Here is a 26,288-nt window from a genome sequence, read left to right as displayed (position 1 = left end):
CTCCCGACGCCCGCGAGACCGCCGTCCGACCGTGGCGGTCGCCGTCCTGCTCACCGCAGCCCTCGGGTTCGCGGGAGGAACCCCAGCGGTCGCCCTCGGCACGGAGGTCGACCCCGGGCTCGACCAGCGTGTCGGAGCGGGCGAGGAGACCGTCGAGGGCCGCGAGGTGATCAGCCAGGGCCACCTCGACGTCGGGCCGCGCTTCCTCGACGGGGAGTGGACCTTCCAGGCGCGCGACGACCGCTCGGTGCCGCCGGTGTGGCGTGCGCCCGAGGAGACCGTGCTGCACGTGCTGGACGAGTCCGTCCTGCCCGCCCCCGACGGACCCGACTTCGCCTTCCTCGACGTCGAGCCCGGGCAGCCCCTCTACGTGGTGCCGCAGGTCCAGAACCAGGACGTCGTCTGGATCGGCTGGAACACCCAGGACCCGGAGGTCACCCAGCGCATCGACCGCGGCGCGACCCTGCGGCTGAACGGGATGGAGGGCCCCGGGGAGGTCTTCCTCTTCCTCCAGGAGGGGGTCACCGGTCCGCCCAACCTGCTGTGGGACTCGGGGGTCGACGGGCCCCAGGACCTGTGGATGGAGGTCAACACCCACGTCCACGCGAACTGGGTGTTCACCGAGCCCGGGGTCTACACCCTCGACGTGAGCGTCCTGGCCGACCTCACCGACGGGACCTCGGTCGAGGACGCCGGGGTGCTGCGCTTCGCGATCGGGACGGCGACCGACCCGCAGGACGCGTTCGCGGTGGCGGACGATCCCCAGGAGTCGCCGAGCCCCACGGAGACCGAGGCCGCAGAGGCCGAGCAGGACGACGGCGCCGGCGAGGAGGAGCCCACCGACGAGCCCGCCGAGCCCCAGGCGCAGCCCGAGACGGAGTCCGCGGTCGGCGCCGTCGGGCTCTGGGTGGGGCTCGCCGTCCTCGTCCTCGCGGGCGTCGTGACGTTCGTCGTGCTCCAGGGGCGGCGCGCACGGGCGGTCGCCGACGCCGAGGCCGACGCGCGGTCCGGCGGTGCCGGCGGTCCGGACGAACCGCGGGCAGACCGGTGACGCTCGCGACCCGGGCCCGGGTCGGGGCGGGCGACGTCGTCGAACCCCCGCGGCCCGCGCTCGCGGTGCGGGACGTCGCGGTCGAGCTGGGCGGGCGGCTGGTCCTGCACGGGGCGGACCTCGACGTCGGGGCCGGGGAGCTGGTGGGCCTGATCGGTCCGAACGGTGCGGGCAAGACGACCCTGCTGCGCTCGATCCTCGGGCTCGTGCGGCTGCGCAGCGGTGAGGTGACGGTCGACGGCGCGCGGGGGCGGGCCGCGGCCCGGGCGATCGGCTACGTGCCCCAGCGGCACGAGTTCGCCTGGGAGTTCCCGATCTCGGTCGAGGACGCGGTGCTCTCCGGTCGGGTCCGGTCGATCGGCTGGCTGCGCCGACCCGGGGTGGTCGACTACCGGGCCGCCCGCGCGGCCCTGGACCGGGTCCGCATGTCCCACCTGCGCAAGCGACCCGTCGGGGAGCTCTCGGGCGGCCAGCGGCAGCGTGTGCTCGTGGCCCGCGCCCTGGCCCTCGACCCGCGGGTGCTGCTCCTCGACGAGCCCTTCACCGGGCTCGACGTCCCCACCCAGGAGCTGCTCACCGCCCTGTTCGCCGAGCTCGCCCAGCAGGACGGCACCGCGGTGCTCATGACGACCCACGACCTCGTCGGCGCCGTGCACGGCTGCACGCGGCTGTGCCTGCTGAACCGCACCGTCATCGCCACCGGCACCCCGGCCGAGCTCGACGACCCGGCGCTGTGGATGCGGGCCTTCGGCATCGCGGAGCACTCGCCCCTGCTCACGGCCCTCGGCATCTCGTCGTCCCCCCGAGCGGCCCGGGCGGGGGAACGGTCATGATCTCGATCGGCGAGTTCGTCCAGGACCTGCTCAACCCCGACCTGGGCTTCCTGCCCAAGGCGCTGCTCGTCGCCGTCATGTCGAGCGTGGTGTGCGGGGTGATCGGGTGCCACGTGGTGCTGCGCGGCATGGCCTTCATCGGTGACGCGGTGGCCCACGCCGTCTTCCCCGGTCTCGCGGTGGCCTTCGTCCTGCAGGGCTCCCTGGTGATCGGCGGGGCGGTCGCCGGGGTGATCACGGCCGTGCTGGTGGCGGTGTTCTCCCAGAACCGGCGCCTCAAGGAGGACTCGATCATCGGGGTCTTCTTCGTGGCGGCCTTCGCCCTCGGCATCGTGGTGATCTCCACGGCCCCTGGGTACGCGGGCTCGCTGCAGCAGTTCCTCTTCGGCTCGATCACGGGCATCCCCGACGAGGACGTCCTCGTCGTCGCGGTCGCCGGGACGCTCCTGCTCCTGGTCGCGCTGGTGCTGCACAAGGAGCTCGTCGCAGTCAGCCTCGACCGGGAGATGGCCCGCGCGGCCGGGCTGCCGGTCTTCTGGCTCGACCTGGTGCTCTACGTCCTGGTGACCATCGCGATCGTCATCTCGGTGCAGACCATCGGCAACATCCTGGTGCTGGCCCTGCTCATCACGCCCGCCGCGGCGGCCCGCCTGCTCACCGACCGGCTCGGCGTGATGATGCTGCTCGGGCCGGTCATCGGCGGGTCCTCGGCGCTGGTGGGTCTCTACCTGTCCTGGAGCCTCGACCTGCCCGCGGGAGGCACCATCGTCCTCGTCGCGACCGCCGTCTTCCTCGTGGCGTGGTTCCTGGCCCCCCGGCACGGGCTCATCGCCCGACGACGGGGGCGCACGGCGGCACCGACGCCGGAGGAGGCCGAGGGGGCGGGGGTGCTCGTGCCAGGCTCGTGACGTCGCCTCGAGTTCACCGACACGTCGCTCGAGGGACGGTCATGACAGCTACGTTCCGACCGTGCGCAGGTGGTTGCGGTGCCGGGGGTGGGAGATCGCCCTCGTCCTGCTCGGAGCGGCAGCCTTCACCCTCCTCGGGGTCACCACCGTCACCGGGGTGACGTTCGGCGGTGGGGACGACCGAGCCCCCGGGCTGAGCGGGTGGTGGGAGGACGTCACCACCGTCTCCGAGGCCGAACGGGCGACCCAGTTCTGGGACGCCCCGGTGACCACCGACGACCCGATCGACGGCGACCGCTCCTTGAGCGCCTGGCGCGCGTTCCGCGGGACCAGCGAGCTGGAGGCTGCGCTGCTGGTCCTCGCGGGGACGGCGGGTCTGGCTGGATGCGTGCTGCTGGCGATCCGGTCCGACCGGGACGTCCTCCCCCCGTCGAGGGCGCGTCGGCGTCGCGCGGACGAGGACGACGTCGACCCGGCACGCGACCTGCGACGGGCGGGGTGAGGGGCGGGGTCACTCCGCGACCACGACGCCGACCTCTCCGCGCGTGAGTGCGGCCGCGAGCTCGGTCGAGACGGGGGCGTCGGTGATGAGGCCGGTGACGCTCGCGAAGGGCAGCACCTGGTGCGCTGAGGCCGCGCCGATCTTCTCCTCGCTGGCCAGCACGTAGGTGTCGGCGGCGCGGGAGGCGAGCACGCGTTTCATCGCAGCCTCCTCCGGGTCCCCGGTGGTCAGCTGCTCCTCGGGGTGCACCCCGGTGACGCCGAGGAAGAACAGGTCCGCGGAGATGCGGGCGGCGGCTTCGGTGGTCACGGCGCCGCAGGCCACCGCAGAGTGCTTGAACAGCTGGCCCCCGAGGATGAAGACCCGGACCGTGGGGTGCTCGACGAGGGCCGCCGCGACGGTGGGGCTGTGGGTGACGACGGTGGCGTCCAGGCCCGGCGGGAGGGCTCGGGCGAGCTCGAGGGCTGTCGTGCCGCCGTCGATGATGACCGTGGCCCCGGGCTGCACCAGGCTTGCCGCCGTCACGGCGACCCGGTGCTTGCTGGTCGTGGCCACCGCGCGACGCTCGGCGTAGGCGGCGACCGCGGGCGAGACGGGCAGGGCCCCGCCGTAGACCCGTTGGCACAGCCCGGCGGCAGCGAGCTCGCGCAGGTCCCGGCGCACGCTGTCCTCGGTGACTCCGAGCTCCGCAGCGATCTCCTTGGCGACGATCCGCCCCTCGGTCTGCAGGCGCTCGAGGAGCAGCGCGCGTCGGTGCGCCGGAAGGCTCAATCCACGATCATCCACAATGCTCCCCAGTGTTGCGTGTTTGCGGCTACTGTAGCGCCTATGACGACTGACACGTCCCTGATGATCCTCATTGCCGGCCCCTACCGCTCAGGCACGGATGACGACCCCGAGCGCATGGCGGCCAACCTCGCACACCTGGAGGAGGCCGCCTGGCCCCTGTTCAGCGCCGGCCACCTCCCGATGATCGGGGAGTGGGTGGCCCTGCCCGTGCTGAGCTCCGCCGGGGCCTCCGGCCCGCTGGACCCGTTGGCCTCCCAGGTGATGTACCCGACGGCTGAGCGACTCCTGGCGCACTGCGACGCCGTGCTGAGGTTGCCCGGGGAGTCCCGAGGCGCCGACCAGGACGTCGCCATCGCCACCGAGCGGGGGCTGCCGGTGTACTACCGGCTCGAGGACGTGCCCGGGGTGGAGCCGGTCAGAAGAGGTCCGGCGCCTCGATGACCTCGGGCTCGGTCACGTCGACCGGCTCGACCGACCGCGCCAGGTCGAGCAGCTCCTCCATCGGCAGGGTGCCGACCACGGTGTAGGTCAGCCCGTCCCGCTGCCAGCGCAACCACCCGCCGACGTCGGTGGCGGGGTCGCCCATGGGAGCGAAGGTCGCCCGGGCGCCGTCGACCTCGGCGAACCGCACCCCCTCCGCGAAGTGGGAGGCGGCCACCTCGGGGGGCTCCCGGTACGACGCAGTGACCTCCAGGTCGACGCCCTCGCCGACGGGCTGGTCCTCGCCCTCGACCGCCTCGGTGTCGCCGTAGCGCACCCACCAGGTGGTGGTCGTGAGCTCGGTCGGGCGGGCCCCGGGCTGCACGACGTCGAAGCCGGGCGGCACCGAGCCCTCCGCCAGCTGCCCCTGGTCGAGCTCGAGCCCGTCGAGGATCTCGAGCAGCTCGCCGGCGGGGAGCCCGCTCCCGCTCGCCATCCACAGCACCCCGTCCTCGGTCCACGTCGCGTACGAGGACGCGTCGAGGGTGCGGAGCTGACCCTCGACGCCTCGGACCTCGGACGGGGCGACGCCCTCGGTGTCCTCGGTCCAGGGCTCGGCGACGTCGGCCCACACGGTGATCCCACGGACGGGGGCGGTGTCGACGAGCACCGCCACGGGGGCGGCGGGCAGGCACGCGCCCGTCTCCTCGTGCACCCCGACGCCCGTCAGCGGCCACGGCGCGTCGGCCACCAGGCTCGCCGCGCCGAGGACGTCCTGGTCCTGGGCCCACGTCGAGCGTTCAGCCCAGGCGGCCGTCCCGGTGTCGCAGTCCTTGCCCGCGTCGGCGGCCCGAGCGGGGGCGGCGCCGAGGGCGAGAGCCACGACGGGCTCGTCGCTCGAGCCGCCAGGCTGCAGCGAGCCCGGGATGCTCACGCCCCCGACGACGAGGGCAGTGGCCAGGGCCGCGGTCCCGGCCCCGACCGTGGCCCGGTGCCGCCGGCGCAGAGCCCTGGCGCGCTGCTCGACCTGACCGATCTGGACCGTGGGCCGGGGGGTCTGGACGTGGGCGAGGCGGTGGAGCTGGTCGTCGTTCATCGCAGGGACTCCTCGAGAGTGGGGCCGAGCGCCGCGGCGAGCCGACGGCGGGCGGTGGAGAGGGTCGCGGCGACGGTGCCGCGGGAGATGTTCATGACGTCGGCGATCTCGCGCTCAGGCAGGTCAGCGACGTACCGCAGGGCGATGGCGGTCCGGGCCCGGGGCGGCAGGGCGGCGACCGCGCGCCACAGCTCGTCCTCGGGCTCGGTGGGGGCGGGCAGGTGCTCGTCGCGGAGCCGTTGGACGTAACGACGCTCGAGGACCCCGCGTCGCCACGACCTCCGGACCTCGTTGAGGGCGACGGTGTAGACCCACGCGGTCGGTGAGTCCATCTGGCTGACCCGCGGCCAGTGGAGCAGGGCGCGGGCGAAGGCCTCGGCGGCGGCCTCCTCGCCGAGGCCCACGTCCCCGGTCGCCAGCGCCAGCGCGCGGCAGATGCCGGGGAGCTCGGTGGCGTACCAGGCCGCGAACTCCCGTGGTGGTCCCGTGGACCGTGTTCTCGTCATACCCGTCCAAGTCGCAGGGGGTACGACATGTTTATCGTGGTGGCAGGTCGGCGCGTGACGCGGCGGCGGCCCCGACTCCGACGAGCAGGACCTGCAGCAGCGTGCGCGGGAGCAAGGGGGTGTCGGGCGCCGCCGGGTGGTCGACTCCCTGGGCGGCGACGACGTTGGCTGGGAACAACGCGACGAGCAGGAGGATGGCGGCGACGGCCGCGAACCTGCGCGTCCTGGGGACGACCAGGCCCACCGCGAGGCAGAGCTCGAGCACGCCGGTGGCTGTGACGACGTCCCCGGGGTGGGGGACCCAGGCGGGGACGATCGCGATCAGCCCGGACCGATGCGGCTCGATGAAGTGGGTGACGGCGGCAGAGCCCAGCACCGCGGCAAGACCTGCGCCGCACGCCCCGGGCCACGAGTCCCACGCCTGGGCGCGCCGGGCACCGCGCCGCACCGCCAGGTGGGCGCCCGCGCGGGTGCCGAGCGTGGCGATGACGAGAGGGATGAGGAGTGTCACGGTGACCTCGTGAGAGACGCTGGGCATATCTTGTCGGTGACAAGTTACACTGACAAGATGGAGACGTACCACCACGGCTCGCTGCGCGCCGAGCTCCTCGAACTGGCAGCGCAGACCCTCGAGAGCTCAGGCGTCCACGCACTCAGCCTGCGCGACCTCGCCCGCAGGGCGGGTGTCTCCCACGCAGCCCCGATCCACCACTTCGGCAGCCGGACGGGTCTGCTGACCGAGCTGGCCTGCCAGGGCTTCGAAGGCCTGGCTGCGGCGTTGTCTGACGCAGGGGAGGACCTCGACGACGCGGGCGTGGCCTACGTGCGCTGGGGCGTCGGCCACCCCGGCCTGTACGGGGTCATGTGGCAGACGGAGCTCCTCGACCGCACGCACGAACCCCTCGAGCGCGCCCGCCGCGACGCCTGGCACCACCTCGAGCGTCGTCTCGGTCCGTCCACCGAGGCGCGGCGGACCGACGCGCTGGCCGCCTTCGCCCTCGTGCACGGCGTCGTCCAGCTGATCCTCGTCGGGGCCGAGCCCCGGATCCAGGACGACGAGGCGTCCTTGCGCGACCTCCTCCGCAGGCTCAGGCCGGTGAGCTGACCTCGGGTCAGTCCAGCCGCACCGCCAGGTAGCGCCGGGTGACGACGTCCTGCACGGCCCTGGTCACCGGCGCGGCCAGGCGCGCGTACCAGCGGGCGGGGCGCGAGAAGCCGTCGATGTGCAACCAGACGCCCCCGTCGAGGCCGAGGCGGACGACAAAGGCCTCCTCGCCGGACTCCGGGTGACCGGCGCGCGAGCCGTACGCGAAGCCTTGTCGGTTGTCCTCGTCGACGACCGCGACCACCCGGTTCGGCGCCCGGACCAGCACCGGGCCGAGAGGCAGGCCGACCTCGACGTCCGCACCCGCGACGGCGGTCGGTGCGGAGGGCGTCACCGTGAGCCCCGCACGGCGGTGCAGCTCCCAGGTCAGGACTGCTTCCGCGTACCGCGCGAAGGTCTCGTGCCCGGACCCGACCCGCACCCGGTACCTCAAATGCCGGTAGCCACCCGGCAGGTGCTCCCTCAAGGAGCCGCCCACCTCCGGGTAGGTCAGGCCAGCAGCGGACCCGCCGGCGCTCGTCACGCGTCCAGAATCCCCCGGATGATGCTGTCCCCGGAGTGGTTCGGGTCGCCGTCGTAGGGCTCGGCGGAGACGTCGACGACCGCGAAGTCGTCCAGGTCCAGCCCGGAGGGCACCGTGAACGTCCCCTCGGAGCCCTCGAGGACGCCGAGGCTGACCAGCCGGGTGACCTCGCGGTCGATGAGCCAGACCTCGCGGTAGCCGTCGTCGTCGGCGGCGGTGTCGAGGGTCACGACGATCTGGCGGGTGCCGTCCTCGGCCTCGTGGACCTGGGCCGCGCCGGTGGCGTCCCAACCGGGCAGCGGGTCGAGGGCGGCCTCGGCGACCACGGGGGCCGGGGCCTCCGAGTCGAGCAGGCCGCCGCCCCAGACCGCGCCACCGACGCCACCGACCACGACGCCGGCCGCGGCCGCAGCCATGACCCACGGCGCACGACGACGTCGCAGGGGCACGACGTTGCTCGGGGCTCCGCTCTCGGGGGTGGCCGAGGGCGACGCCGGCGCCGAGCCGGAGGCCGTCGTCGTGCGGTCGTCCGGAGCGACCGGGACGGAAGCGACCGGCGCGACGGGCGCCGTCTCGCCGTCGGGGGCGAGCCCCGGGCTCAGGTCCAGCTCCGCGTGGATGCGGCCCCACACCCCGGCGGGGGCCGGGACGGGCGCGTCCTCGGGGGTGGCGGTGCGTGCGGTCGCGACGACCGAGGCGAGCTCGGCGACCTCGGCGGCGCAGGTGGTGCACGCCTCGAGGTGGGCGCGGGTCGCGTCGTCGACGGGCTCGCCGAGGGCGGCCAGTGCCAGGACCTCAGGGTCGACGTGCTCCATGCTCCACCTCCAATCGGTCGCGCAGTCGCGTGAGACTACGTCTGATGTGGCTCTTCACGGTGCCCAGGGGCAGGTCGAGCCGGGATGAGATCTGGTCGTGCGTCAGGTCGTCGTAGAAGGCCAGGGACAGGATGGTCCGTTGCGGCTCACCCAGGCGAGCCAGCTCGTCCGCGACCGTCACGCGGTCGGCGACCGAGGCCATCTCCGACTCGGGCTCGGGCCCCGCGGTCGTCGCGACCGCGAGCTCGTTGCGCCGGTCCCGGGCCCTGCGCTGGTGCACGTCGGCGATCGCGTTGCGGGTGATCCCGGTGAGCCACGCCGGGAGGGGAGAGCGCTCGGGGTCGAACCCGGTACGCCCGCGCCACGCGGCGACGAAGACCTGCTGGGTCACGTCCTCGGCATCGGTGGAGTCCCGCAGCGCCCGGAAGGCCAACGTGTGCACGAAGGCCGACCAGCGGCGGAACGCCTCGGCGAGCGCCGACTCCTCGCCCTGCGCGAAGGCCGTGCCGAGGTCCGCGTCGCTCCAGGCCTCACGGACGTCGAGCGGCACGGTCGGGGGAGAGGCGCTCAGGACGTTCCTCCTCGGCTCGGTCGTCGTCGACGGTCGTGGTCTGGCTCGGGGCTCCGCGGCCGGGGCCACGGTGAGCACGCTCATCATGCACCGACAGGCACCGCGGTGACGATCACGTTGTCGGTGTAGCTGCGGGCCTCGCGCTCAAACGTACCGCCACAGGTGACCAGCACGAGTCGGTGCTCGCCGTCCCGGACGAAGACCTCGGGCCAGGTGACCTGGGGCTTGGCGAGCACCGTCACGTCGGTGACCGAGTACTCGACCGTGGCGCCGTCCGCCAGGGTCACCTCGACCGTGTCGCCCTCCTCGACGTCCATCAGCTTGGCGAAGGGGCCCATGCCCGCCGAGGCGACCGAGTCGACGTGGGCGGCGACCACCGCGGTGCCGTCCTCCTCCCCGGGGGAGGCGCCGTAGCGGTACCACCCGGCCCGCTCGGCCAGCGGGGGGATCTCCATCTGTCCGTCCTCCTCGACCCCCACCGGGTCGATCGGCAGGGAGATGTCCAGGGCCGGGATGGTCAGGCTCGTCGGTTCGACGGCGGCCGAGGCGGCCAGGGCTTCGAGGTCGGTCGACTGCACGGGGACGTCGGGGAGCGGGGGGCGCGTCTCCTCGGGCTCGGGCTCCGCGGTCGGGGAGGTCACGGGAGCCGGGGCGTCGGCGGTGTCGTCCTGCGTGGAGCTGCATCCTGCGAGGACCAGCACCGTCGCGGAGATGACGGCAGCTGCCGCTCGTCCGCGGCGGGTGGTGCTCCTCGACATGGTCGACTCCAAGGCTGTGGTGGGGGATGGGTGCTGCTGGGTGATGCTCTCGGGGCGTGCGGCCGGGTCGGCCGGCATCCATGGCTCGTCGTGTCGGATGCCGGCCGACCCGCGGTCAGCGGGTCGTGCGGGTGTCAGCGGTTGGCGGTGGCCAGCTGCTGGCGACGCACGACGAGGGTGGCGCCACCGGCGGCGAGCAGGAGCGCGCCCCCGATCAGCCACGGAGCGGTCGAGGAACCGGCCGCGAGGCCCAGCTCACCGGACGGGACGCCCGAGGGCGAGGAGTGCAGGCCCTCGATGGTCTGGACGGCGAGGTCCAGGTTGTCGTCCTCGAGGCTGCCCCACGCGTAGACGATCGTGTTGACGCCCTCGGCGACGTTGACGTCGGCCGGGCCGATCACGGGCTCGGTGGTGCCGGTCGCGGCCACGGCGGCCGGGACGGTGCCAGCGGGGAGGTTGAGGATCTCCTCGTCCGGGTTCGACAGGTTGGTGATCACGGCGTCCTCACCGGCGAGGATGTCGACGGCGGGGGCGGCGGCCGCGTGACGGACGGTCAGGCGCCCCTCGCCGGCCTCGGTGGCCGAGATGTCGTTCGTGAAGAGCGACGCGGTGGGCTCGCCCTCAGCCGTGAGGTGCGCGGCGGCCGTGTAGTTCATGCCGGCCTCGAGGGGCAGGTCGATGGGGCCGATGGCCGGCTCGGAGTCGTCCGCGGCGTCAGCGGCCGTGATGGCGACGCTGTAGGTGCCGGCGGGCAGCTCGAGGGGGCCAGCCAGGTCGCCGGGCTCGAAGTCGTCGAGGGTGAGCTCGCCGTCCACGTACACGTCGACCGTGAGGTCGGGCACGCCGTGGAGCACGGACAGCATGGCCATGTCGTCGGTCGCGGCGGTGGCGGGCGCTGCTGCGACCATCGCCAGGGCGAGGCCGGCGGCGCCGGCGGTGCCGGCAGAGAAGAGACGGGTGCGCATGGTGGTCCTCCTGTTTCCTGCCCCGAGGGGCACGGGAACTGCTTGACACACCTACTACGGCCCAGGGGGCGCGCCTGGATGCACCCGGATCAAGATTTCTTTCCGGGTTTCTCGCGAGCGGCGTCGCGGGGTCTTGCCGGGGTGGCCCTCAGACGTCGCGGTCGACCAGCTGGCCCTGCTCGGTGCCACGGCTCATCTCGGCCCCGCCGACCTCGATGCTGCCGCGGTGCTCGGCGAAGAGCTCGGTGAGGGTGGTGCCCTGGCCGAGGGCCGTGAGGACCTGGTCCACGCCCAGGCCCAGCAGCCCCGCCGTCGCGGTGACGTAGCCGGGCAGGGCGTCCCCGGGCCCGATGCTCGAGGCGGGGGTGCCCTCGGCGGGGGGCGGTGGGTGAGCTGACCGGCGGGGCGGCCGGGACGTCACCGGTGCGCGCGCCCTCGAGGCTGGGGGACGCCGGGGCGGTCTGGGCCGAGTAGAGGGCTGCGGGGCCGACGGGGGGAATGCTCATGCCGGATACATCGGCGTATCGAAGCGTCGGGATGACCCGTCTCACCCGATTGCCAGGTAACTCACAGGTTCTGTCACCCGGGCGGGTGATCTCGTGGCATCACGGTGGGCGACGAGGCCTGGGGGCGTCGCACGGCGACGAGGCGAACGGGATCCAGCCCCTGCCGCGATGTCGGTGGGGGAGTGCAGACTCGACCCACACGACAGGGGGGCACCGATGGACATTCAGGAAGCACGGCAGCGCAAGGGCGAGCTCGCGTCGTTCATCGGGGAGGTGCTCGACCGCCGCGCGACCGCCAGCAGGGTCGAGCCCGCGGGGGTGGACTCCCCGGCTGCCCTCCGGGCTGGGGTCTCCCTGGGTCTCGCCCCGCAGCCCGACGGCGGCTTCGGGGTCGCCGTGCGGTACCGGCTGGGGGTCCCGACGGCGCGCATGGTCGTGCGGCGGGTCGCCGAGCACGCCGGGCCGGCGCTCGATGTGCGGCGTACCGGGCGGATCAGTCCGGCCGCAGCACGCCCCGGTCCGCGGCCACCGGTCATCACCGCGCAGGCCGTCGGCGAGACGGGACGTGCCCGGCCGCTGCGACCGGGGGTCTCGATCGCTCACGTCGACGTCAGCGCGGGCACCCTCGGTGGGTTCGTCCGGGTGGACGGGGTGCTGCACGCCCTGTCGAACTACCACGTCCTCGTCGGTTCCCCCCGGGGCGTCGCCGGGGACGCCGTGCTGCAGCCCGGACCGGCCGACGGCGGCCGCGACCCGCAGGACAGGGTCGGCGCGCTCGCGGGGTTCGTTGCCCTCGAGCCCGGCAGCACCGCCCTGGTCGATGCCGCCCTGGCCAGCCTCGAGGACCCCGAGGTCGACCTGCGCTTCCCCGTCGGTGCTGTCAGCACCACGGCCGTGGCCCTTGGTGGGGAGGAGGTCGAGAAGATCGGGCGCACCACCGGCCTCACCCAGGGCCGCGTCACCGCGATCGAGCTCGACGACGTCGTCGTGGGCTACGGGCCGGGACTCGGGGACATCAGCCTCGACAACCAGATCGAGGTCGAGGGCACCGGCACCGGGCCCTTCTCACGCGGGGGCGACAGCGGCTCGCTCGTCTACCGCCCCTCTGACGGCGCGGCCCTCGGCCTGCTCTTTGCCGGCAGCGAGACCGGGGGCGAGAATGGCACCGGGTTGACCTACCTCAACCCCATCGATGCGGTGCTCGAGGCCCTGGGGGCCGAGCTCGCGAGCTGACGAGGTGCGCGATGGCTGACCTGGACCACGCCAGGGCCGCGAAGGCGCGCCTCCGCGAGGCCCTCGCCGACCACGACGGCATCGAAGGCGTCGGGCTCGCCCCCGACGGCGACGGCTACTGCGTCCAGGTCAACGTCACGCGGACCGTCATCGCGACCGACATCCCGGCCGACGTCGACGGTGTCTCCGTACACGTCCACGTCGTCGGGCCGGTCCGGGCGCTCGGCGGAGACGGCTGAGCGTCAACCTCTCAAGGGCCTTCGCGTCGCGCGGACCGAGCCCCGGCCTTCCGTCGGCGAAAGCCCTCGTGGTGGCCCGACGTCTCGCTATCGTCCTGTCATGTCAGCCCCCGCCCGAGAGGCCACGAGCAGGACGTTGTCGCCACGCTTGCTGACCGGCGCCCTGATCGGCCTCGCGGTCGGTGGTGGGGCCTTGATCTGGTCGATCGCGTCCTACTCGCCCGACACCTGCTTCGCCATCCTTCCGCCGTTCAGAGCATGCAACCCCGACCTCCGGCAGTACTGGGCCAGCTTCTGGATCCTGACGCTCGCGCTCGTCGGCGTCCTCGGCGTGATCGGGGCCAACCTCGAGCGGCACCGACACCGTGCATGGGTCGTGCTGGTGGCCGAGGGCATCCTGATCGCCTCCGCGTGCCTGGCGGTGCGCCCCTAGGCCCTCGCATCAGTCTGGTGTCCGTGCACGCACCTCGTCGGGTTGGTCCGGCCACTCAGCGGGGGGCTCCGGCGTCGTGACCACCGGGCCGATGGTCGTCGCCTCGACTGACACCTCACCCCCCGAGAGTGATCGACGGAGGCAGGCCAGGACGCGGTCGACGTCGGCCGGCTCGGCATCTCGGCCGAAGGTGGCGGTGGAGCCCGACGACGGCATGTCCGCCCTCATCAACCACTGAGCCACCGCCTCGTCCTCGAAGCACTCTCCCCACTCCCCCCGCGGGTGCCCGATCCCGATGACCCAGTACTCCCCAGGCCCGAGGTCAGGCACCTCCGGGATCGACACGCCGCAGCCCCCGAGCACAGCGCCGGTGACCACCGCCGCGACCGCGGTTCGGAGGCTGCGCCCAGTTCGCACCTCTGATGCCCGCTCGTCCATCGACTAGGCCTCCTCGTCCTCGGGCCACGCGAGGGGCAGCTCGCCGTCGGGCCCCGCGGGCACCGCCCCCTGCCTCGGGGTGATGGTGCGCCAGTCGCCGTCGGCCTCGTCGCTGGTGAGCAGGAGGATCAGTGGTCCGGCCGTGTCCAGCGGGTCGCCGCCGGGGTAGATCTCCTCACCCGTGCAGGTCACAGGGGTGGAGATCACACGGATCTCATCGCCCGGCGGCGGTTCCCCGGCCAGCGGCTCGCCTGTCACCCGCACCGACCACACCGTCGCCTGGGCGCCGTACAGGTCGGTGGCGCCGGCCGCCTCGAGCACCTCGCCCGTCACCGCGAGCTCCGCATCCGCGAGGGCGTGCTCCGGTGATGCGAAGTCGACCCAGTCCACACAGGTCTGGGCCTCCGAGGGGGCGCACCCGACGAGCCCCACCACGGCGAGGACGCTCGCCGCGGCAGGGGCGATCCGAGAGCGGTAGGACGATGCCATCGCAGTGCCTCCGAGGCTCGGGGGAGCACGTCGTCATCTGGCCTGTGTGCGACGAGCGATCGTTCTTGCGCGCCGCCGGGCACGTCCAGGTCCTCACCCGTGGTGCGGCGGCGTGCTGGGACAGGCGGGGTGGGCCAGGGCGTTGCGAACCGGTTGGCTCTCTGCGTCGTCGCGTGAGTGCGCAAGGACGTAGGGAAGTGCGGAGACCCGAACCTCTGCGGCGCGTGGCCCTGGATGGTCTGATGGGGGCACGACGGCGAAGGAGACGTGATGTCCGACCTGACGGCCCTGGCAACCACCCACCTCGAGGCGGCTCACGCCTCACCCCACGGCCGCAGCGCCGAGCTCGTGCTGCACGACGGCGTCCTGCGCCAGTCGGTGATCGCCCTGACGGCGGGCTCCGAGCTGGCCGAGCACAACTCACCGCCCGCCGCGAGCATCCAGGTGCTGACCGGGCGCGTGCGGGTCACCGGCGTCGACGGGCCCGAGGTCGCCGCGGGAGAGCTCACGGTCCTCACCCACGAGCGACACGCCGTGAGCGCCCTCGAGGACTCCGTCTTCCTCCTCACGACCGTCACGAGCCTCAACGAGGACCAGCTCGGCCACGCCTGACCAGGCTGCCTACTCGGTGGCCCCCTCGGCCCCCTCCTCGGGAGCGGGCTCCTCCTCAGGCGCGGGCTCCTCCGGGTCCTCCGCACCTCCTTCGCCGGGCTCCTCGACGACGACGGCGACCTCCTCCTCGCCGAAGAGGTCCTGCGCGAGGCCCGCGGTGATCGTCATCAGCACGATCACCGCACCCACCCCTGCCAGCGACACCAGCAAGCTCGCCGTCCCGAGCAGCACGCCAGCGGTCCGGCGGGCGATCACACCGGCCCGGGCGGCCCCGGAGGCGCGCCCCTCGGCGCTCGGCGCTGCGTCCGGTCTCGGTCCCGGTGACGTTCCGTCCTGCGGTGATGGCGTCGTCGCCGTCCCCATGCCTGTCCCCCTGTCCGCGGCCCCTGGGGCCACCCGGCCCAGTCAAGATGATCCAAGCCCCGCGTGGGGGTCCCCCGGGTCACGACTTCAGCACGATCCGCCGGGGCTCCCCCCGCCCCGCTCCCCGCCTCCCCGGGCCCACCCCCGTCGAGATGTCACGTCTTGGCGGATCGCGGCGGCGGGAATACGGCAGAGAGTGACATCTCGACGGGGGCGGGGGGAGGCGGTGGAGGGGGGTGGGCGCGCCGTGGCTGCTGGTGGTGTCGACCCGGGGCGGTCGGGCGGGTTACGGTCGGCGGACTGTCCAGACCACCGGATGGCCGCGCGACCAGACGACTCCTCGACGTCGACCGGTCGCGTGCGGCGTCCTCGGAGGAGGTTGGGTGCGGGTTGGCTGGTCCACTCTGGTGGATGCGGGAGTGGCGCTGCGCCGCGACCTGCACCGGCGCCCGGAAGTCGCCTGGCAGGAGCACGGCACCGCGGAGACCGTGCGCGCCGAGCTGCACCGGCTGAACGTCCCGCACCGCCCCTGCGCCGGCACCGGCACCCTCGCGACCCTCGCGCCGACGGCCCCCGGTCGGCACATCGCCCTCCGCGCGGACCTCGACGGCATGCCCGTCCAGGAGTCCACCGGCGCCCCGTGGTCCTCGCTGCACGAGGGCGTCATGCACGCGTGCGGTCATGACGGCCACATGGCCACCCTGCTCACCGCCGCTGCGTGGCTCCAGGCCCACGAGGACGAGCTGCCCGGCCCGGTGACCCTGCTCTTCCAGCCCGCCGAGGAGGGCGGGCACGGTGCCCGCGGCATGATCGAGGACGGCGCCCTGGACGGGCACCTCGCCCCGCGCCCGGTCGACGTCGTCTTCGGCTGGCACAACTGGCCGGCCATCCCCTACGGCCAGGCGGTGTGCCCCGACGGCCCGGTGATGTCCGCCAACGGGACCTTCGTCATCGAGATCACCGGCCAGGGCGGGCACGCCAGCCAGCCCGAGGCCACCCGTGACCCGGTGCTCGCCGCCGCGGCGATCACCCTCGCCCTGCAGCAGGTCGTCGCGCGGCGCCTGCCGCCGAACCAGGCCGCCGTCGTCGCCGTGACCTCGATCGACGCGCGCGCCGGGGCGCCCACCGTGACCCCTGAGCACGCCGTCGTCTCGGGGAGCATCCGGATCGGCGACACCGCGCAGCGGGCCGAGGTCTTCGCCCTCATCGCCGAGATCGCCACCGCGACCGCCAGCGCCTACGGGGTGCAGGCCGTCACCACCCCGACCCCGCGTTATGGCGCGACCGTCAACGCCCCCGCCCCCGCCGCCGAGCTCCGCGCCGCCCTGTCAGACGAGCTGGGGGAGGGGTGGCTCAGCACCGGCACCCCTGTCCCCGTCATGGCCTCGGAGGACTTCAGCTACTACCTCGACGAGGTGCCCGGGGCCTTCGCCCTGGTGGGCGGCGGCGACGGCGCGGGTCACGACGAGTCCTGCCACAGCCCGCGCTACGACTTCAACGACGACCTGCTCGAGCGGGTCGCCCGTGTGTACGTCCAGCTGGCCGGCGCCCCCGCGCCGCCTCCCCGCACCTCATCCGCCGTCCAGGCCGCCGAGGAGGCCACGACACCGTCCTAGAAGGAGCACGCATGGACATGACCCCCTTCGAGCAGTGGGAGTCCGAGGTCCGCGGGTACTGCCGCGCGTACCCGACGGTCTTCGCCACGGCATCGAACGCCCGCCAGGTCGACGAGGACGGCACGTCCTACATCGACTTCTTCGCCGGGGCCGGCGTGCTGAACTTCGGCCACAACAACGAGCGCATGAAGCGGGCGATGATCGCCTTCCTCGAGGGGGACGGTGTCGCGCACAGCCTCGACACCTACACCACGACCAAGCGGGACTTCATCGAGCGCTTCCGCGACGTGATCCTCACGCCGCGCGGCATGGACCACAAGATGCAGTTCATGGGTCCGACCGGCACCAACGCCGTCGAGGCCGCCCTCAAGCTGGCCCGCCTGGCCACGGGGCGCAGCGACGTCGTGGCCTTCAGCCACGGCTTCCACGGCATGACCCTCGGCTCCCTCGCCGCGACCGCGAACGACGCCTTCCGCAAGTGGGCCGGCGTGCCCCTCGAGAACATCGTGCGGCTGCCGAACGAGACCTCCCCGGGCGGTGGCATCGCAGGGCTCGAGGCCTACCGGACGGCGATCAGCGACCCCTCGAGCGGGCAGAGGCCCCCGGCGGCCTTCCTCGTGGAGCCGCTGCAGGCCGAGGGCGGGGTCAACGTGGCGAGCGCCGAGTGGCTGCACGCCATCCAGGCCCTCGCCAAGGACGTCGGCGCGCTGTTCATCATCGACGACATCCAGGCGGCCTGCGGGCGCACCGGCTCGTACTTCAGCTTCGACGGCATGGGCCTGGACCCGGACATCATCACCCTCGCCAAGGGGCTCGGCGGGTTCGGGACACCCATCGCGATGAACCTCAACAAGCCTGAGGTCGACGCGCACTGGTCCCCGGGGGCCCACACCGGCACCTTCCGTGGGCAGGGCCTGTCCTTCGTGGCCGGCGCCGTGGCCCTGGACTACTTCACCGACGACGTCCTCATGACCGAGGTGCACGCCAAGGGCGCCACCATGCGGGACAAGCTCGAGGCCATCGCCGCCGCCCACGCCGGGCACGGCTGGGAGGTGCGCGGCCGCGGCATGATGCAGGGCCTCGACCTGCACGACGGCGCGCTGGCCAAGGAGGTGCAGCGCCTCGCCTTCCACAGCGGTCTGCTCCTGGGCCCGTGCGGCACCAACGGCCAGGTGATCAAGCTGATCCCGCCGCTGACCATCCCCGAGGACGACCTCACCGAGGGTCTCGACCTGCTCGAGAAGGCCATCGCGACGGCGGTCGCGGCATGAGGCGCCGGGAGGACATGACCTTCGCGCCCGAGGAGTACGAGCGCCGCATCGCCGAGCTGCGCGAGCGCATGGCGGCCCGTCTGCTGGACGCGGTGATCATCACCGACCCCGAGAACCTCATCTACCTGACCGACTACCAGACCACCGGGTACTCGTTCTTCCAGGCACTCGTCGTCCCGCTCGAGGACGAGCCCTTCATGATCACGCGTGCGATGGAGGAGTCCAACGTCATCGAGCGCACCTGGGTCGAGGTCACCCGGCCCTACCCGGACACCGGGGACGCGATCCAGCAGCTCATCGCCGCGCTCACGGAGTTCGGGCTGGCCACCAAGCGCATCGGGTACGAGCGGAACAGCTACTTCTTCCCCGCCTACCAGCAGGACCGCATCCACACGAGCTTCCAGCGCGGCACCCTGCGCGACTGCTTCGGCATCGTCGAGGAGGGCCGCCGTCGCAAGTCCCCGGCCGAGATCGAGATCATGACCCGCGCCGCGATCGCGACGCAGGCCGGGATCGCGGCGGGGCTCGACGCCGCGCAGCCCGGGGTCACCGAGAACGACATCGGTGCCGCGATCAGTGCTGCGATGTTCCGCGCCGGGGGTGAGCCGCCCGCCGTCATGCCCTACGTCGCCTCGGGGCCGCGTTCGATGATCGGGCACGCCACCTGGGAGGGTCGCGAGGTCCAGCCCGGGGAGCACGTCTTCCTCGAGGTGGGCGGGTGCTACCGGCGATACCACACGGCCATGATGCGCACCGTGATCCTGGACGACCTGAGCCCCTCGATGGAGAAGGCCCAGGAGCGCATGAAGATGGCCCTGCGCGAGCTCAAGGCCGAGATGCGCCCGGGGCTGACGGTCTCCGACGCCGACTCGATCGTCCGCAACATCATCACGGACAACGACGTCGACGCCCGCCTGGTCACGCGGTCCGGGTACTCGATCGGCATCGCCTTCCCGCCGAGCTGGGACGAGGGCTACATCCTCAGCCTCAACCCGGGGGACTTCACCGTGCTCGAGGAGGGCATGACCTTCCACGTGATCCCGTGGATGTGGGGGGTCGACGGCGACAAGACCGTCGGCATCTCCGACACCATCAGGATCACCGCCGACGGCTGCGCGTCCTTCTTCGACCTGCCCGAGGACTTCACCGTCAAGCCGGCGGGCGCCGCTCCGTTGCTGAGCGCCGTCGACGCCGTGGAGGAAGCATGAGTGTGCTGACCGTCATCGACCCGCGAACCGGCGAGGTCGCCCACGAGGTACCGGCTGCCGGGCCTGAGGAGATCGGGCAGGTCATCGGTCGTGCCCAGGAGGCCTTCGGGGGGTGGAGCGGGCGCACGTTCGAGGAGCGGGCCGCCGTCCTCCACGCCGTCGCCGGCCGACTCCGGGACGAGCGGGAGCGGCTGGCGCCGATCATGACCGTCGAGATGGGCAAACCGATCACCGAGGCCCGGGCCGAGGTCGAGAAGGCCGCGTGGGCCGCGGACCACTACGCCGAGCACGCGGCGGCGTACCTGGCGACCGAGGAGGTCTCCTCTGACGCGACGCGCAGCTACGTGCAGTACCTCCCGCTGGGACCGGTGCTGGGCATCCTGCCGTGGAACGCGCCGATGTGGTTGGCCTTCCGGTTCCTCGCCCCGACGCTCATGGCAGGCAACACGGGGGTGCTCAAGCACGACCCGCGCGTCCCGCGGTGCGCTCAGGCCGTCGCCGAGCTCTTCGACGAGTCCGTCGGGGCGCCCCCCGGGCTCGTGCAGGCCCTGCTCGCCCAGACCCCTGACGTCGAGGCCGCCATCCGGGACCCGCGGATCCAGGCCGTCTCCTTCACCGGCTCGGACAAGGCCGGGGCCGCGGTCGCGTCGGTCGCAGCCTCGGAGATCAAGCCCCACGTGCTCGAGCTCGGGGGCTCAGACCCGGCGATCGTCCTGGCCGACGCCGACCTCGAGGCCGCCGCCGCGACCATCGCGACCATGCGGATCATCAACGCGGGGCAGTCCTGCATCGCCGCGAAGCGGATCATCGTCGAGGAGCCGGTGCACGACGAGTTCGTCGCCCTGCTGCACGAGCGCCTCGCAGCCCTCGTCGTCGGGGACCCGCGGGAGGACAGCACTCAGATCGGACCGATCGCCCGGGAGGACCTGCGTGCCAACCTGCACCGTCAGGTCACCGAGACGGTCGAGGCAGGGGCCGAGTGCCGGCTCGGCGGCGAGCTGCCCGAGGGGCCCGGGTTCTTCTACCCGGTGACCCTGCTGACCGAGGTGCGCCCGGGGATGACGGCCTGCGTCGAGGAGACCTTCGGGCCCGTGGCCGCCGTGCTGCGGGTCGACTCCGCCGAGGTCGCGGTCGCCGTCGCGAACGACACCGCGTACGGGCTCGGCGCGAGCGTGTGGACCTCGACCGAGCGCGGTGAGGCCATCGCCCGGCAGATCGTCGCCGGGCAGGTCGCCGTCAACGGCATCGTCAAGACCGACCCGCGGCTGCCCAGCGGCGGCGTCAAGCGCTCGGGGTACGGGCGCGAGCTCGGCCGCGAGGGCATCCTCGAGTTCGTCAACGCCCAGCAGGTGTGGGTCGGCCCCAAGGTGTGACCCCCCACCCTCGTGTCAGAACCTGGGATACCTGGGGCAACCTCAGGTTCTGACACGAGATGGGGAGAGCGGGAGGGGGCGGACGGTGGTGTACAAGGTGCTCGCCGCTGTGCCCTACGCGGCCCTGACCTGGGTGGTCTTCGGCCTGGCCGTGCACCGGCTGCTCCCGAGCGACTCGGTCGACCCGTGGCCCGTCATCCACCAGGCCTACGCCATGGCGCTCGTCTTCCTGCCGGCCGCGGCCTTCACCGCGGTCGAACGCGGGGCCCGACGGACTGCGGTGGGTGGACGCTGGCTCATCCACGCGCTGGTTCTCCTCACCCTCGTCGCGCTGTTCCTCGGGGTGCTCCTCTAGCGCGCGCCCTCGCCAGCACGCTCGTGTCAGAACCTGGGATACCTGGGGCGACCTCAGGTTCTGACACGAGGTGGGTCAGGGGAGGGGGCGTACCGGGGGGCGGAGGGCGAGGTCGGCGTGGACCTGGCCGTCGCGCAGGACGAGCCCGGTCAGCGTCACGCCGTCGACCCGGCTCGCGACGGCGTCCTGCACCCGCACCATGATCAGCGGGGCACGGGGGCCGGGGCGGACCTCGAGGAGACCGTCGGGCAGGCCCTGCGCGGCGAGCCGCTCCGAGAGCACACCCGTCAGCTGGTTGAGCAGGCGGTGGGCGGGCAGCCCTCGGGCCTCGGCGTGCACCTCGAGGGTCGCGACCCCGGCCGCGTAGCCGATGAGCTGAGCGGAGACGGTGACGGTGCCGGCCGCCTGCAGGGCGAGGCGAGCGAGGCCGGAGGCGCCAGGCACCTCGGGCAGGTCGACCTCGGCGTGCACGAGGGCGCCCTCGCCCCGGACCCCTGAGACGAAGGGCGGGAGGGGCTGCGCCACCGCCGCGAGCGTCACGGCCTCCTCGACCGACAACGAGACCTGCACAGACCCTCACCTCCATCGGGCGGACCCGGGACGGCCCGCCCCTGCACGGTACGCGGTGCGCAGGCGGGCCCTGGAACGACAGCAGCCGCGACCCGAGGAGACGGATCACGGCTGGAGGGTGGAGCGGGGTATGTCTGGTCTATCGGCCCGACCGCAGCAAGGCTTGAGCGATCAGTACGGGATTCACCCGTATGGAGCAGTGGCGGGCGTCCGGGACGCCCGCCACCTGCGACTACGAGCGCTTGCGACCGGTCAGGGCCTCGGCGGTCCCGATGAGCAGCACGGCCGCGATCACGGCGACGACGAAGCCGATGACGTTGAGCTCGAAGATGTCACCGGTGCCGAGCAGGTTGGCGACCACGCCTCCGATGACCGAGCCGACGAGGCCCAGCAGGAGCGTGGCGATGATGCCGAGGTTCTGCTTGCCCGGCTTGATGAGTCGAGCGAGGGCCCCGATGATCAGGCCTGCGACGATGAAACCGATCATGGTTCCTCCTTCATGAGGGGCACGATCTGCGCCCGGAGGATGTTCACACGGCCCGCAGGGCACCGCCCGTCGAACGGTCGTGGCGCGGATCACGTCGGAGGCGGGCCCGCCCGGCCCGCGTCGTCGCCCGCCGTCCGGACGCCCCGGCATGGATCGGCCCCCGGTCGTGTTCACTACCGGTGTGACCCCTCACGAGCGACTGCCCAAGGTCCGCGCCTCCGAGCTGGTCGGCCGCGGCTGGCTCAACACCGGCGGCAAGGACGTCTCCCTGGCCGACCTGCGCGGCAAGATCGTGCTGCTCGACTTCTGGACGTTCTGCTGCATCAACTGCCTGCACGTCCTGGACGAGCTCCGCGAGATCGAGGCCGAGCACCGCGACGTCCTGGTGATCGTCGGGGTCCACTCGCCCAAGTTCGTGCACGAGGCCGACCCTGTCGCGCTCGCTGCTGCGGTGGACCGTTACGAGGTGCACCACCCGGTGCTCGACGACCCCGAGCTCACCACCTGGTCCGCGTACAGCGCCCGGGCCTGGCCGACCCTCGTCGTCGTCGACCCCGAGGGCTACATCGTGGCCCACATGGCCGGCGAGGGGCACAAGAACAACGTCTCGGTGCTGGTCCGCGAGCTCGTCGCCGAGCACGAGGCCAAGGGCACCCTGCACCGCGGTGACGGCCCCTACGTGGCCCCCGAGCCGACGTCGACCACCCTGCGCTTCCCCGCCAAGGCCATCCGGCTCCCGGAGGCCGACGGTCACGGCTGGGTGGGGGACGGCACGGACCCTCGCGGCGGCACCCTGCTGGTCGCCGACGCCGGGCACCACAGCCTGGTCGAGCTCGCTGCCGACGGCGAGACCCTCGTGCGCCGCATCGGCAGCGGTGAGCGCGGCCTGGTCGACGGCGGGCCCGACGAGGCCAGGTTCAGCGAGCCCAACGGCCTGTGCCTGGTCCCCGAGGAGCTGCGCGCCGAGCTCGGGTTCGACGTGCTCGTCGCGGACACGGTCAACCACGCCCTACGCGGGGTCCGGCTGCGCGACGGTCTCGTCACGACGCTGGCGGGCAACGGTCAGCAGTTCATGGTCGGCGCGGGGGACAACGTGCTGCCCGCGGGCGAGGCCCCCGACCAGGCGCGCCGCCAGAAGCTCTCCTCCCCGTGGGACGTCAGCTGGGTGCCCGCCCTGGGATCCTTCGTGGTCGCGATGGCCGGGAACCACACGCTGTGGTCCTTCGACGGGCGCGGCACGGTCGAGCACCTCGCAGGCACCATGAACGAGGGGCTCGTGGACGGGCCTGCGTCTGAGGCGTGGTTCGCCCAGACCTCGGGGCTGGCCGTCGGGAACGACGGGCGCCTGTGGCTCGCCGACTCGGAGGTCTCGGCCCTGCGCTGGCTCGAGGCCACCCCCGACGGCGCCCGCACCGGCACCGCGGTCGGGGCCGGGCTCTTCGACTTCGGCCACCGCGACGGAGCGGCCGACCAGGCCCTGCTCCAGCACCCCCTCGGCGTGGCTGTGCTGCCCGACGGGTCGGTCGCCATCGCCGACACCTACAACGGCGCCGTCCGCCGCTACGCCCCCGCACCCGACGGCGAGGGCCCCGGCGAGGTCACGACCCTGGCGCAGGGACTCGCCGAGCCCTCGGGCCTGCTGGTCGAGGTGCACGAGGACGGGGCGGTCGACCTGCTGGTCGTCGAGTCCGCCGCGCACCGCATCACCCGGCTGCGCCTGCCGGCCCGCCTCGCGGGGGAGCTCCTCGACGCGGGCGCCCACCGCACGGCGCGCCCCGTCTCCGAGATCGGCGCGGGGGAGGTGCGGCTCGACGTCGTCTTCACCCCGGCGACCGGGCAGAAGTACGACGACCGGTACGGCCCCTCGACCCGCCTGCAGGTCTCGGCCTCACCGCCCGAGCTGCTCCTCGACGGCGCGGGGGACGACGTCCCGCTCGAGCGGGTGCTGCGGCTCAACCCCGAGGTGACCGAGGGGGTGCTGCACGTGACGGCCCAGGCCGCGAGCTGCGACGCCGACCCTGCGATCGAGTTCCCGGCCTGCCACCTCAACCAGCAGGACTGGGGCGTCCCGGTCCGCGTGGTCGACGGCGGCCCCGCCGAGCTCAGCCTCCCGCTGCACGGCTGAGCCGAGGGCTGCCGCCCAGCGTCAGGGCAGCTCGCCCCGCGCGACGCGGTGGAGCAGCGTGATCGCGTGCTCGCTGGTCGCGGCGAGCACGGCGGGCGGGTCGCCCTCGACGACGAGCTTCTCGGTGTGCGTCCCTGCCGGGGAGACGACGGCGAACCACACCGAGCCCGGAGGCTGGCCCTCGTCCGGCTCGGGTCCGCCCACCCCTGTCACGGCGACCGCGACCTCCGCCCCCAGCAGCTCAGCGGTGCGGCTCGCCATCTGCGTGGCGCAGGCCTCGGTGACGACAGGGCCGCGCGGGACCTTCAGGAGCCCGAACTTCACCTCGGGGGAGTAGGCCACGATCGACCCACGGAACCACGTCGAGGCCGCAGGGGCCGCGGAGAGCACGCTGGCGATGGTGCCACCGGTCAGGGACTCCGCCGTCGCCACCGTCCACCCGTGGGCAGCCAGCCCGTCGGCCAGCCCGCTGGCCAGGTGCTCCGCCGCGTGGGCGTTCTCGTCGACAGACCGGCGCATCGTCGTCTTCTCCACCACAGCACCAGGGTGCAACGCCGCTCGGGCGCGCGCACCTGCAGGTCGGGCGGGGGTCGGAGCCCTCCCGGCCGACGCGGGGCTCAGGTGGCGCCGAGGGCCCGGAGGACGAAGGCCTCGGTCGCGGCGATGGCGGCCTCACGGCCCGGGCCGTCGTCGGGCACGCCGCGGCTCGACAGGCAGGCGTTGACCAGCACGACGGTGGTCTCGAGGGGCTGGTCGGTGAAGGCCCCGGTCGCGATCCCGGTCCGCAGGATGCGGCGCAGCAGCTCCTCGACGGGCTCGGCGTGCTCGCGCAGCCGGGCGCGGGTGCTGGGGGAGAGCACCGACCGCAGCTCGGGGCCGGGGGCCAGGTGGAACACGCGCTTGAGCTGGGCCTGCTGACGCACGTAGGCGCGCATCTGCTCGACCGGGTCCTCGACGCCGTTCAGGGCGCGCTCGAGGGAGGCCACCCACTGCTCGGTCTCGTGGGTGATGAAGGCGAGGAGCAGGGACTCCTTGTCGGGGAAGTGGTTGTAGACGGCGGTACGGCCGATGCCCGCGGCACCGGCGATGTCCGCCAGGGTGATCGCGTCGAAGCCGCGGTCGGCCATGAGGCTGGTCAACGCGGCGAAGAGCTTGTTGCGGGTCTGCTCGCGGTGCTCGGTCAGCGAGCCCCCGATGATCTTCGGCACGGGCCCATTCTCTCACCTGGAGCACCGCTGCCCGCCGTCGGGCCGCAGGTCACGCGCAGGCTCACCGGTGCGCTCACCCGTGCGGGTGCCTCCGGGATCCGGGCGGCCCTTCACCGGGGCGGCGCTCGGCCCCTAGGGTCGCGGCATGAGCGACGCGATCGAGCCGGACACCAAGGACTGGACCTGGGTGCTGCGTGAGCGCTGCCCCGAGTGCGGGCTCGACTCCGCCGCCGTCGAGGGGCGCGACCTCCCGGCCCTGGTCCGCGGCTGGGGCCCACGCTGGGTCACGGCTCTCGCCCGCCCCGACGCGACCCGGCGTCCGCGTCCCGAGGTCTGGTCGGTCCTCGAGTACGCCTGCCACGTGCGGGACGTCTACCTGACCTTCGACGAGAGGGTGCGGCTCATGGTCACCGAGCACGCGCCGACCTTCGCCAACTGGGACCAGGACGAGGCCGCGGTCGAGGGCCGCTACGCCGAGCAGGACCCGGCCCTCGTGGCCGACGAGCTCGTCGCGGCGGGGGAGCACCTCGCCGAGCGCTTCGCCGCCGTCGGCCCCGACGAGTGGTCCCGGACGGGGCTGCGCAGCAACGGCTCGGCCTTCACGGTCGAGACCCTCGGGCAGTACTTCGCGCACGACGTCGTCCACCACCTGCACGACGTGAGCGCCTGACCCCAGCCTGGACCCGCGCCCCGCACCGCCCTCCAGCCCGGCTCACCGACGTTGGGGTGGGGGGGGGGGGGGGGGGGGGGGGGGGGGGGGGCGGGGGGGGTCCAGCACCCCGCAGTGCCCGTGGTCGGTGAACTCGTCCAGGCACAGGTCCGCCTGCACGACGACGGCGTCCCCCACCTCGGCGACCACGTCACGCTGGGCGCGGCGTCCCCCCCCGCGGCGACCCCGACCCGCTGGGCGTGGTTCCGCC

33 protein-coding genes and 1 pseudogene are annotated in these 26,288 nt (G+C 73.3%); 17 read left to right on the top strand and 17 right to left on the bottom strand.

What is annotated here, in order from left to right:
- Window positions 1-31: 31 nt before the first annotated feature.
- From J4G33_RS04390 to J4G33_RS04375, 4 genes are all read left to right on the top strand, one after another.
- The gene (locus J4G33_RS04390) at window positions 32-1,051 is read left to right on the top strand and encodes a choice-of-anchor M domain-containing protein (protein WP_208054731.1); all 1,020 of its coding nucleotides are present in this window, start codon (window positions 32-34) and stop codon (window positions 1,049-1,051) included.
- Window positions 1,048-1,884, top strand: coding sequence for an anchored repeat-type ABC transporter ATP-binding subunit (locus tag J4G33_RS04385; RefSeq protein WP_307793744.1), 837 nt, complete (start codon window positions 1,048-1,050; stop codon window positions 1,882-1,884). The genes J4G33_RS04390 and J4G33_RS04385 overlap by 4 nt, the downstream gene beginning before the upstream one ends.
- Window positions 1,881-2,792 (top strand): anchored repeat-type ABC transporter permease subunit, encoded by a 912-nt coding sequence (locus tag J4G33_RS04380; protein WP_208054730.1) that lies wholly within the window; start codon window positions 1,881-1,883, stop codon window positions 2,790-2,792. The genes J4G33_RS04385 and J4G33_RS04380 overlap by 4 nt, the downstream gene beginning before the upstream one ends.
- A 61-nt stretch (window positions 2,793-2,853) precedes the next feature.
- Entirely contained in the window at window positions 2,854-3,294 is a 441-nt protein-coding gene (locus J4G33_RS04375; protein WP_208054729.1) for a hypothetical protein, read from the top strand.
- 9 nt (window positions 3,295-3,303) lie between these two features.
- On the opposite strand, the gene J4G33_RS04370 is transcribed toward J4G33_RS04375, so the two are convergent.
- Entirely contained in the window at window positions 3,304-4,065 is a 762-nt protein-coding gene (locus J4G33_RS04370) for a DeoR/GlpR family DNA-binding transcription regulator (protein WP_208054728.1), read from the bottom strand.
- A 57-nt stretch (window positions 4,066-4,122) separates the two neighbouring features.
- Between J4G33_RS04370 and J4G33_RS04365 the strand changes: the two genes are divergently transcribed.
- Entirely contained in the window at window positions 4,123-4,524 is a 402-nt protein-coding gene (locus J4G33_RS04365; RefSeq protein ID WP_243758620.1) for a DUF4406 domain-containing protein, read from the top strand.
- Here the strand turns inward: J4G33_RS04365 and J4G33_RS04360 are convergent.
- From J4G33_RS04360 to J4G33_RS04350, 3 genes are read right to left on the bottom strand one after another with little or no spacing between them, the layout of a single operon-like run.
- Window positions 4,499-5,599 carry a hypothetical protein gene (locus J4G33_RS04360; protein ID WP_208054727.1) on the bottom strand — a complete coding sequence of 367 codons (1,101 nt, stop codon included), beginning with the start codon at window positions 5,597-5,599 and terminating at the stop codon, window positions 4,499-4,501. The genes J4G33_RS04365 and J4G33_RS04360 overlap by 26 nt on opposite strands.
- Entirely contained in the window at window positions 5,596-6,105 is a 510-nt protein-coding gene (locus J4G33_RS04355) for an RNA polymerase sigma factor (RefSeq protein WP_208054726.1), read from the bottom strand. Before J4G33_RS04355 ends, J4G33_RS04360 begins: the two co-directional genes overlap by 4 nt.
- Window positions 6,106-6,136: 31 nt before the next feature.
- Window positions 6,137-6,616, bottom strand: coding sequence for a DoxX family protein (locus J4G33_RS04350; RefSeq protein ID WP_208054725.1), 480 nt, complete (start codon window positions 6,614-6,616; stop codon window positions 6,137-6,139).
- A 57-nt stretch (window positions 6,617-6,673) separates the two neighbouring features.
- Between J4G33_RS04350 and J4G33_RS04345 the strand changes: the two genes are divergently transcribed.
- Complete coding sequence (locus J4G33_RS04345) at window positions 6,674-7,210, top strand: TetR/AcrR family transcriptional regulator (RefSeq protein WP_208054724.1); 537 nt, start codon at window positions 6,674-6,676, stop codon at window positions 7,208-7,210.
- Between the two features lie 7 nt (window positions 7,211-7,217).
- On the opposite strand, the gene J4G33_RS04340 is transcribed toward J4G33_RS04345, so the two are convergent.
- The 6 genes from J4G33_RS04340 to J4G33_RS04315 form a co-directional block, all read right to left on the bottom strand.
- Entirely contained in the window at window positions 7,218-7,733 is a 516-nt protein-coding gene (locus tag J4G33_RS04340) for a DUF1990 domain-containing protein (RefSeq protein ID WP_208054723.1), read from the bottom strand.
- Window positions 7,730-8,548, bottom strand: a complete 819-nt coding sequence (locus J4G33_RS04335) for an anti-sigma factor (RefSeq protein ID WP_208054722.1) — start codon at window positions 8,546-8,548, stop codon at window positions 7,730-7,732. Before J4G33_RS04335 ends, J4G33_RS04340 begins: the two co-directional genes overlap by 4 nt.
- Window positions 8,529-9,203 (bottom strand): RNA polymerase sigma factor, encoded by a 675-nt coding sequence (locus J4G33_RS04330; protein ID WP_208054721.1) that lies wholly within the window; start codon window positions 9,201-9,203, stop codon window positions 8,529-8,531. Before J4G33_RS04330 ends, J4G33_RS04335 begins: the two co-directional genes overlap by 20 nt.
- On the bottom strand, window positions 9,203-9,877 hold the full coding sequence (locus tag J4G33_RS04325; RefSeq protein ID WP_208054720.1) for a class F sortase: 675 nt from the start codon (window positions 9,875-9,877) through the stop codon (window positions 9,203-9,205). The genes J4G33_RS04330 and J4G33_RS04325 overlap by 1 nt, the downstream gene beginning before the upstream one ends.
- A gap of 134 nt (window positions 9,878-10,011) precedes the next feature.
- Window positions 10,012-10,842, bottom strand: a complete 831-nt coding sequence (locus J4G33_RS04320) for a DUF4397 domain-containing protein (protein ID WP_208054719.1) — start codon at window positions 10,840-10,842, stop codon at window positions 10,012-10,014.
- Window positions 10,843-10,990: 148 nt separating this feature from the next.
- Window positions 10,991-11,263, bottom strand: a complete 273-nt coding sequence (locus tag J4G33_RS04315) for a hypothetical protein (protein ID WP_208054718.1) — start codon at window positions 11,261-11,263, stop codon at window positions 10,991-10,993.
- Between the two features lie 301 nt (window positions 11,264-11,564).
- Here J4G33_RS04315 and J4G33_RS04310 point away from each other — a divergent pair, with 301 nt between their 5' ends.
- The 3 genes from J4G33_RS04310 (at window position 11,565) to J4G33_RS04300 (ending at window position 13,253) form a co-directional block, all read left to right on the top strand.
- The gene (locus tag J4G33_RS04310; RefSeq protein ID WP_208054717.1) at window positions 11,565-12,581 is read left to right on the top strand and encodes a chymotrypsin family serine protease; all 1,017 of its coding nucleotides are present in this window, start codon (window positions 11,565-11,567) and stop codon (window positions 12,579-12,581) included.
- Window positions 12,582-12,592: 11 nt separating this feature from the next.
- Window positions 12,593-12,820: a hypothetical protein gene (locus J4G33_RS04305; protein ID WP_208054716.1), complete on the top strand. Its 228-nt coding sequence runs from the start codon at window positions 12,593-12,595 to the stop codon at window positions 12,818-12,820.
- Between the two features lie 100 nt (window positions 12,821-12,920).
- The gene (locus J4G33_RS04300; RefSeq protein ID WP_208054715.1) at window positions 12,921-13,253 is read left to right on the top strand and encodes a hypothetical protein; all 333 of its coding nucleotides are present in this window, start codon (window positions 12,921-12,923) and stop codon (window positions 13,251-13,253) included.
- A 441-nt stretch (window positions 13,254-13,694) separates the two neighbouring features.
- Here J4G33_RS04300 and J4G33_RS04295 read toward each other — a convergent pair whose 3' ends face one another.
- Complete coding sequence (locus J4G33_RS04295; RefSeq protein WP_208054714.1) at window positions 13,695-14,180, bottom strand: hypothetical protein; 486 nt, start codon at window positions 14,178-14,180, stop codon at window positions 13,695-13,697.
- A 270-nt stretch (window positions 14,181-14,450) separates the two neighbouring features.
- On the opposite strand from J4G33_RS04295, the gene J4G33_RS04290 reads away from it, so the two are divergent.
- On the top strand, window positions 14,451-14,792 hold the full coding sequence (locus tag J4G33_RS04290) for a cupin domain-containing protein (RefSeq protein ID WP_208054713.1): 342 nt from the start codon (window positions 14,451-14,453) through the stop codon (window positions 14,790-14,792).
- Between the two features lie 9 nt (window positions 14,793-14,801).
- On the opposite strand, the gene J4G33_RS04285 is transcribed toward J4G33_RS04290, so the two are convergent.
- Entirely contained in the window at window positions 14,802-14,996 is a 195-nt protein-coding gene (locus J4G33_RS04285) for a hypothetical protein (protein ID WP_208054712.1), read from the bottom strand.
- Window positions 14,997-15,391: 395 nt separating this feature from the next.
- Here J4G33_RS04285 and doeB2 point away from each other — a divergent pair, with 395 nt between their 5' ends.
- The 5 genes from doeB2 to J4G33_RS04260 all read left to right on the top strand — a co-directional run bounded on the left by doeB2 (window position 15,392) and on the right by J4G33_RS04260 (window position 20,978).
- Window positions 15,392-16,771 (top strand): N(2)-acetyl-L-2,4-diaminobutanoate deacetylase DoeB2, encoded by a 1,380-nt coding sequence (gene doeB2 / locus J4G33_RS04280; RefSeq protein WP_307793742.1) that lies wholly within the window; start codon window positions 15,392-15,394, stop codon window positions 16,769-16,771.
- 11 nt (window positions 16,772-16,782) lie between these two features.
- Window positions 16,783-18,042, top strand: a complete 1,260-nt coding sequence (locus tag J4G33_RS04275; RefSeq protein ID WP_208054710.1) for an aspartate aminotransferase family protein — start codon at window positions 16,783-16,785, stop codon at window positions 18,040-18,042.
- The gene (gene doeA, locus J4G33_RS04270; RefSeq protein ID WP_208054709.1) at window positions 18,039-19,250 is read left to right on the top strand and encodes an ectoine hydrolase; all 1,212 of its coding nucleotides are present in this window, start codon (window positions 18,039-18,041) and stop codon (window positions 19,248-19,250) included. The genes J4G33_RS04275 and doeA overlap by 4 nt, the downstream gene beginning before the upstream one ends.
- The gene (locus tag J4G33_RS04265; RefSeq protein WP_208054708.1) at window positions 19,247-20,623 is read left to right on the top strand and encodes an NAD-dependent succinate-semialdehyde dehydrogenase; all 1,377 of its coding nucleotides are present in this window, start codon (window positions 19,247-19,249) and stop codon (window positions 20,621-20,623) included. The genes doeA and J4G33_RS04265 overlap by 4 nt, the downstream gene beginning before the upstream one ends.
- 85 nt (window positions 20,624-20,708) lie before the next feature.
- Window positions 20,709-20,978: a hypothetical protein gene (locus tag J4G33_RS04260; protein WP_208054707.1), complete on the top strand. Its 270-nt coding sequence runs from the start codon at window positions 20,709-20,711 to the stop codon at window positions 20,976-20,978.
- Window positions 20,979-21,053: 75 nt separating this feature from the next.
- Here J4G33_RS04260 and J4G33_RS04255 read toward each other — a convergent pair whose 3' ends face one another.
- Together J4G33_RS04255 and J4G33_RS04250 are read right to left on the bottom strand one after the other, a co-directional pair.
- The gene (locus tag J4G33_RS04255; RefSeq protein ID WP_208054706.1) at window positions 21,054-21,548 is read right to left on the bottom strand and encodes a hypothetical protein; all 495 of its coding nucleotides are present in this window, start codon (window positions 21,546-21,548) and stop codon (window positions 21,054-21,056) included.
- A gap of 232 nt (window positions 21,549-21,780) precedes the next feature.
- On the bottom strand, window positions 21,781-22,035 hold the full coding sequence (locus tag J4G33_RS04250; RefSeq protein ID WP_208054705.1) for a GlsB/YeaQ/YmgE family stress response membrane protein: 255 nt from the start codon (window positions 22,033-22,035) through the stop codon (window positions 21,781-21,783).
- A gap of 148 nt (window positions 22,036-22,183) precedes the next feature.
- Here J4G33_RS04250 and J4G33_RS04245 point away from each other — a divergent pair, with 148 nt between their 5' ends.
- Window positions 22,184-24,160: an NHL domain-containing thioredoxin family protein gene (locus J4G33_RS04245; RefSeq protein WP_208054704.1), complete on the top strand. Its 1,977-nt coding sequence runs from the start codon at window positions 22,184-22,186 to the stop codon at window positions 24,158-24,160.
- Between the two features lie 21 nt (window positions 24,161-24,181).
- On the opposite strand, the gene J4G33_RS04240 is transcribed toward J4G33_RS04245, so the two are convergent.
- Together J4G33_RS04240 and J4G33_RS04235 are read right to left on the bottom strand one after the other, a co-directional pair.
- Window positions 24,182-24,679, bottom strand: a complete 498-nt coding sequence (locus J4G33_RS04240) for a CinA family protein (RefSeq protein ID WP_208054703.1) — start codon at window positions 24,677-24,679, stop codon at window positions 24,182-24,184.
- Between the two features lie 98 nt (window positions 24,680-24,777).
- Window positions 24,778-25,368: a TetR/AcrR family transcriptional regulator gene (locus J4G33_RS04235; protein WP_208054702.1), complete on the bottom strand. Its 591-nt coding sequence runs from the start codon at window positions 25,366-25,368 to the stop codon at window positions 24,778-24,780.
- Window positions 25,369-25,513: 145 nt separating this feature from the next.
- Between J4G33_RS04235 and J4G33_RS04230 the strand changes: the two genes are divergently transcribed.
- Window positions 25,514-26,038 carry a DinB family protein gene (locus J4G33_RS04230; protein ID WP_208054701.1) on the top strand — a complete coding sequence of 175 codons (525 nt, stop codon included), beginning with the start codon at window positions 25,514-25,516 and terminating at the stop codon, window positions 26,036-26,038.
- A gap of 99 nt (window positions 26,039-26,137) precedes the next feature.
- Here J4G33_RS04230 and J4G33_RS04225 read toward each other — a convergent pair.
- Window positions 26,138-26,288: pseudogene (locus J4G33_RS04225) on the bottom strand (porphobilinogen synthase); the annotation flags it as partial.

It is taken from the genome of Actinotalea soli, assembly GCF_017565425.1.
GTDB lineage: Bacteria > Actinomycetota > Actinomycetes > Actinomycetales > Cellulomonadaceae > Actinotalea > Actinotalea soli.
The sequence above is the reverse complement of the archived record's forward strand: the minus strand, read 5'-3'. Positions and strand labels throughout refer to the sequence as shown.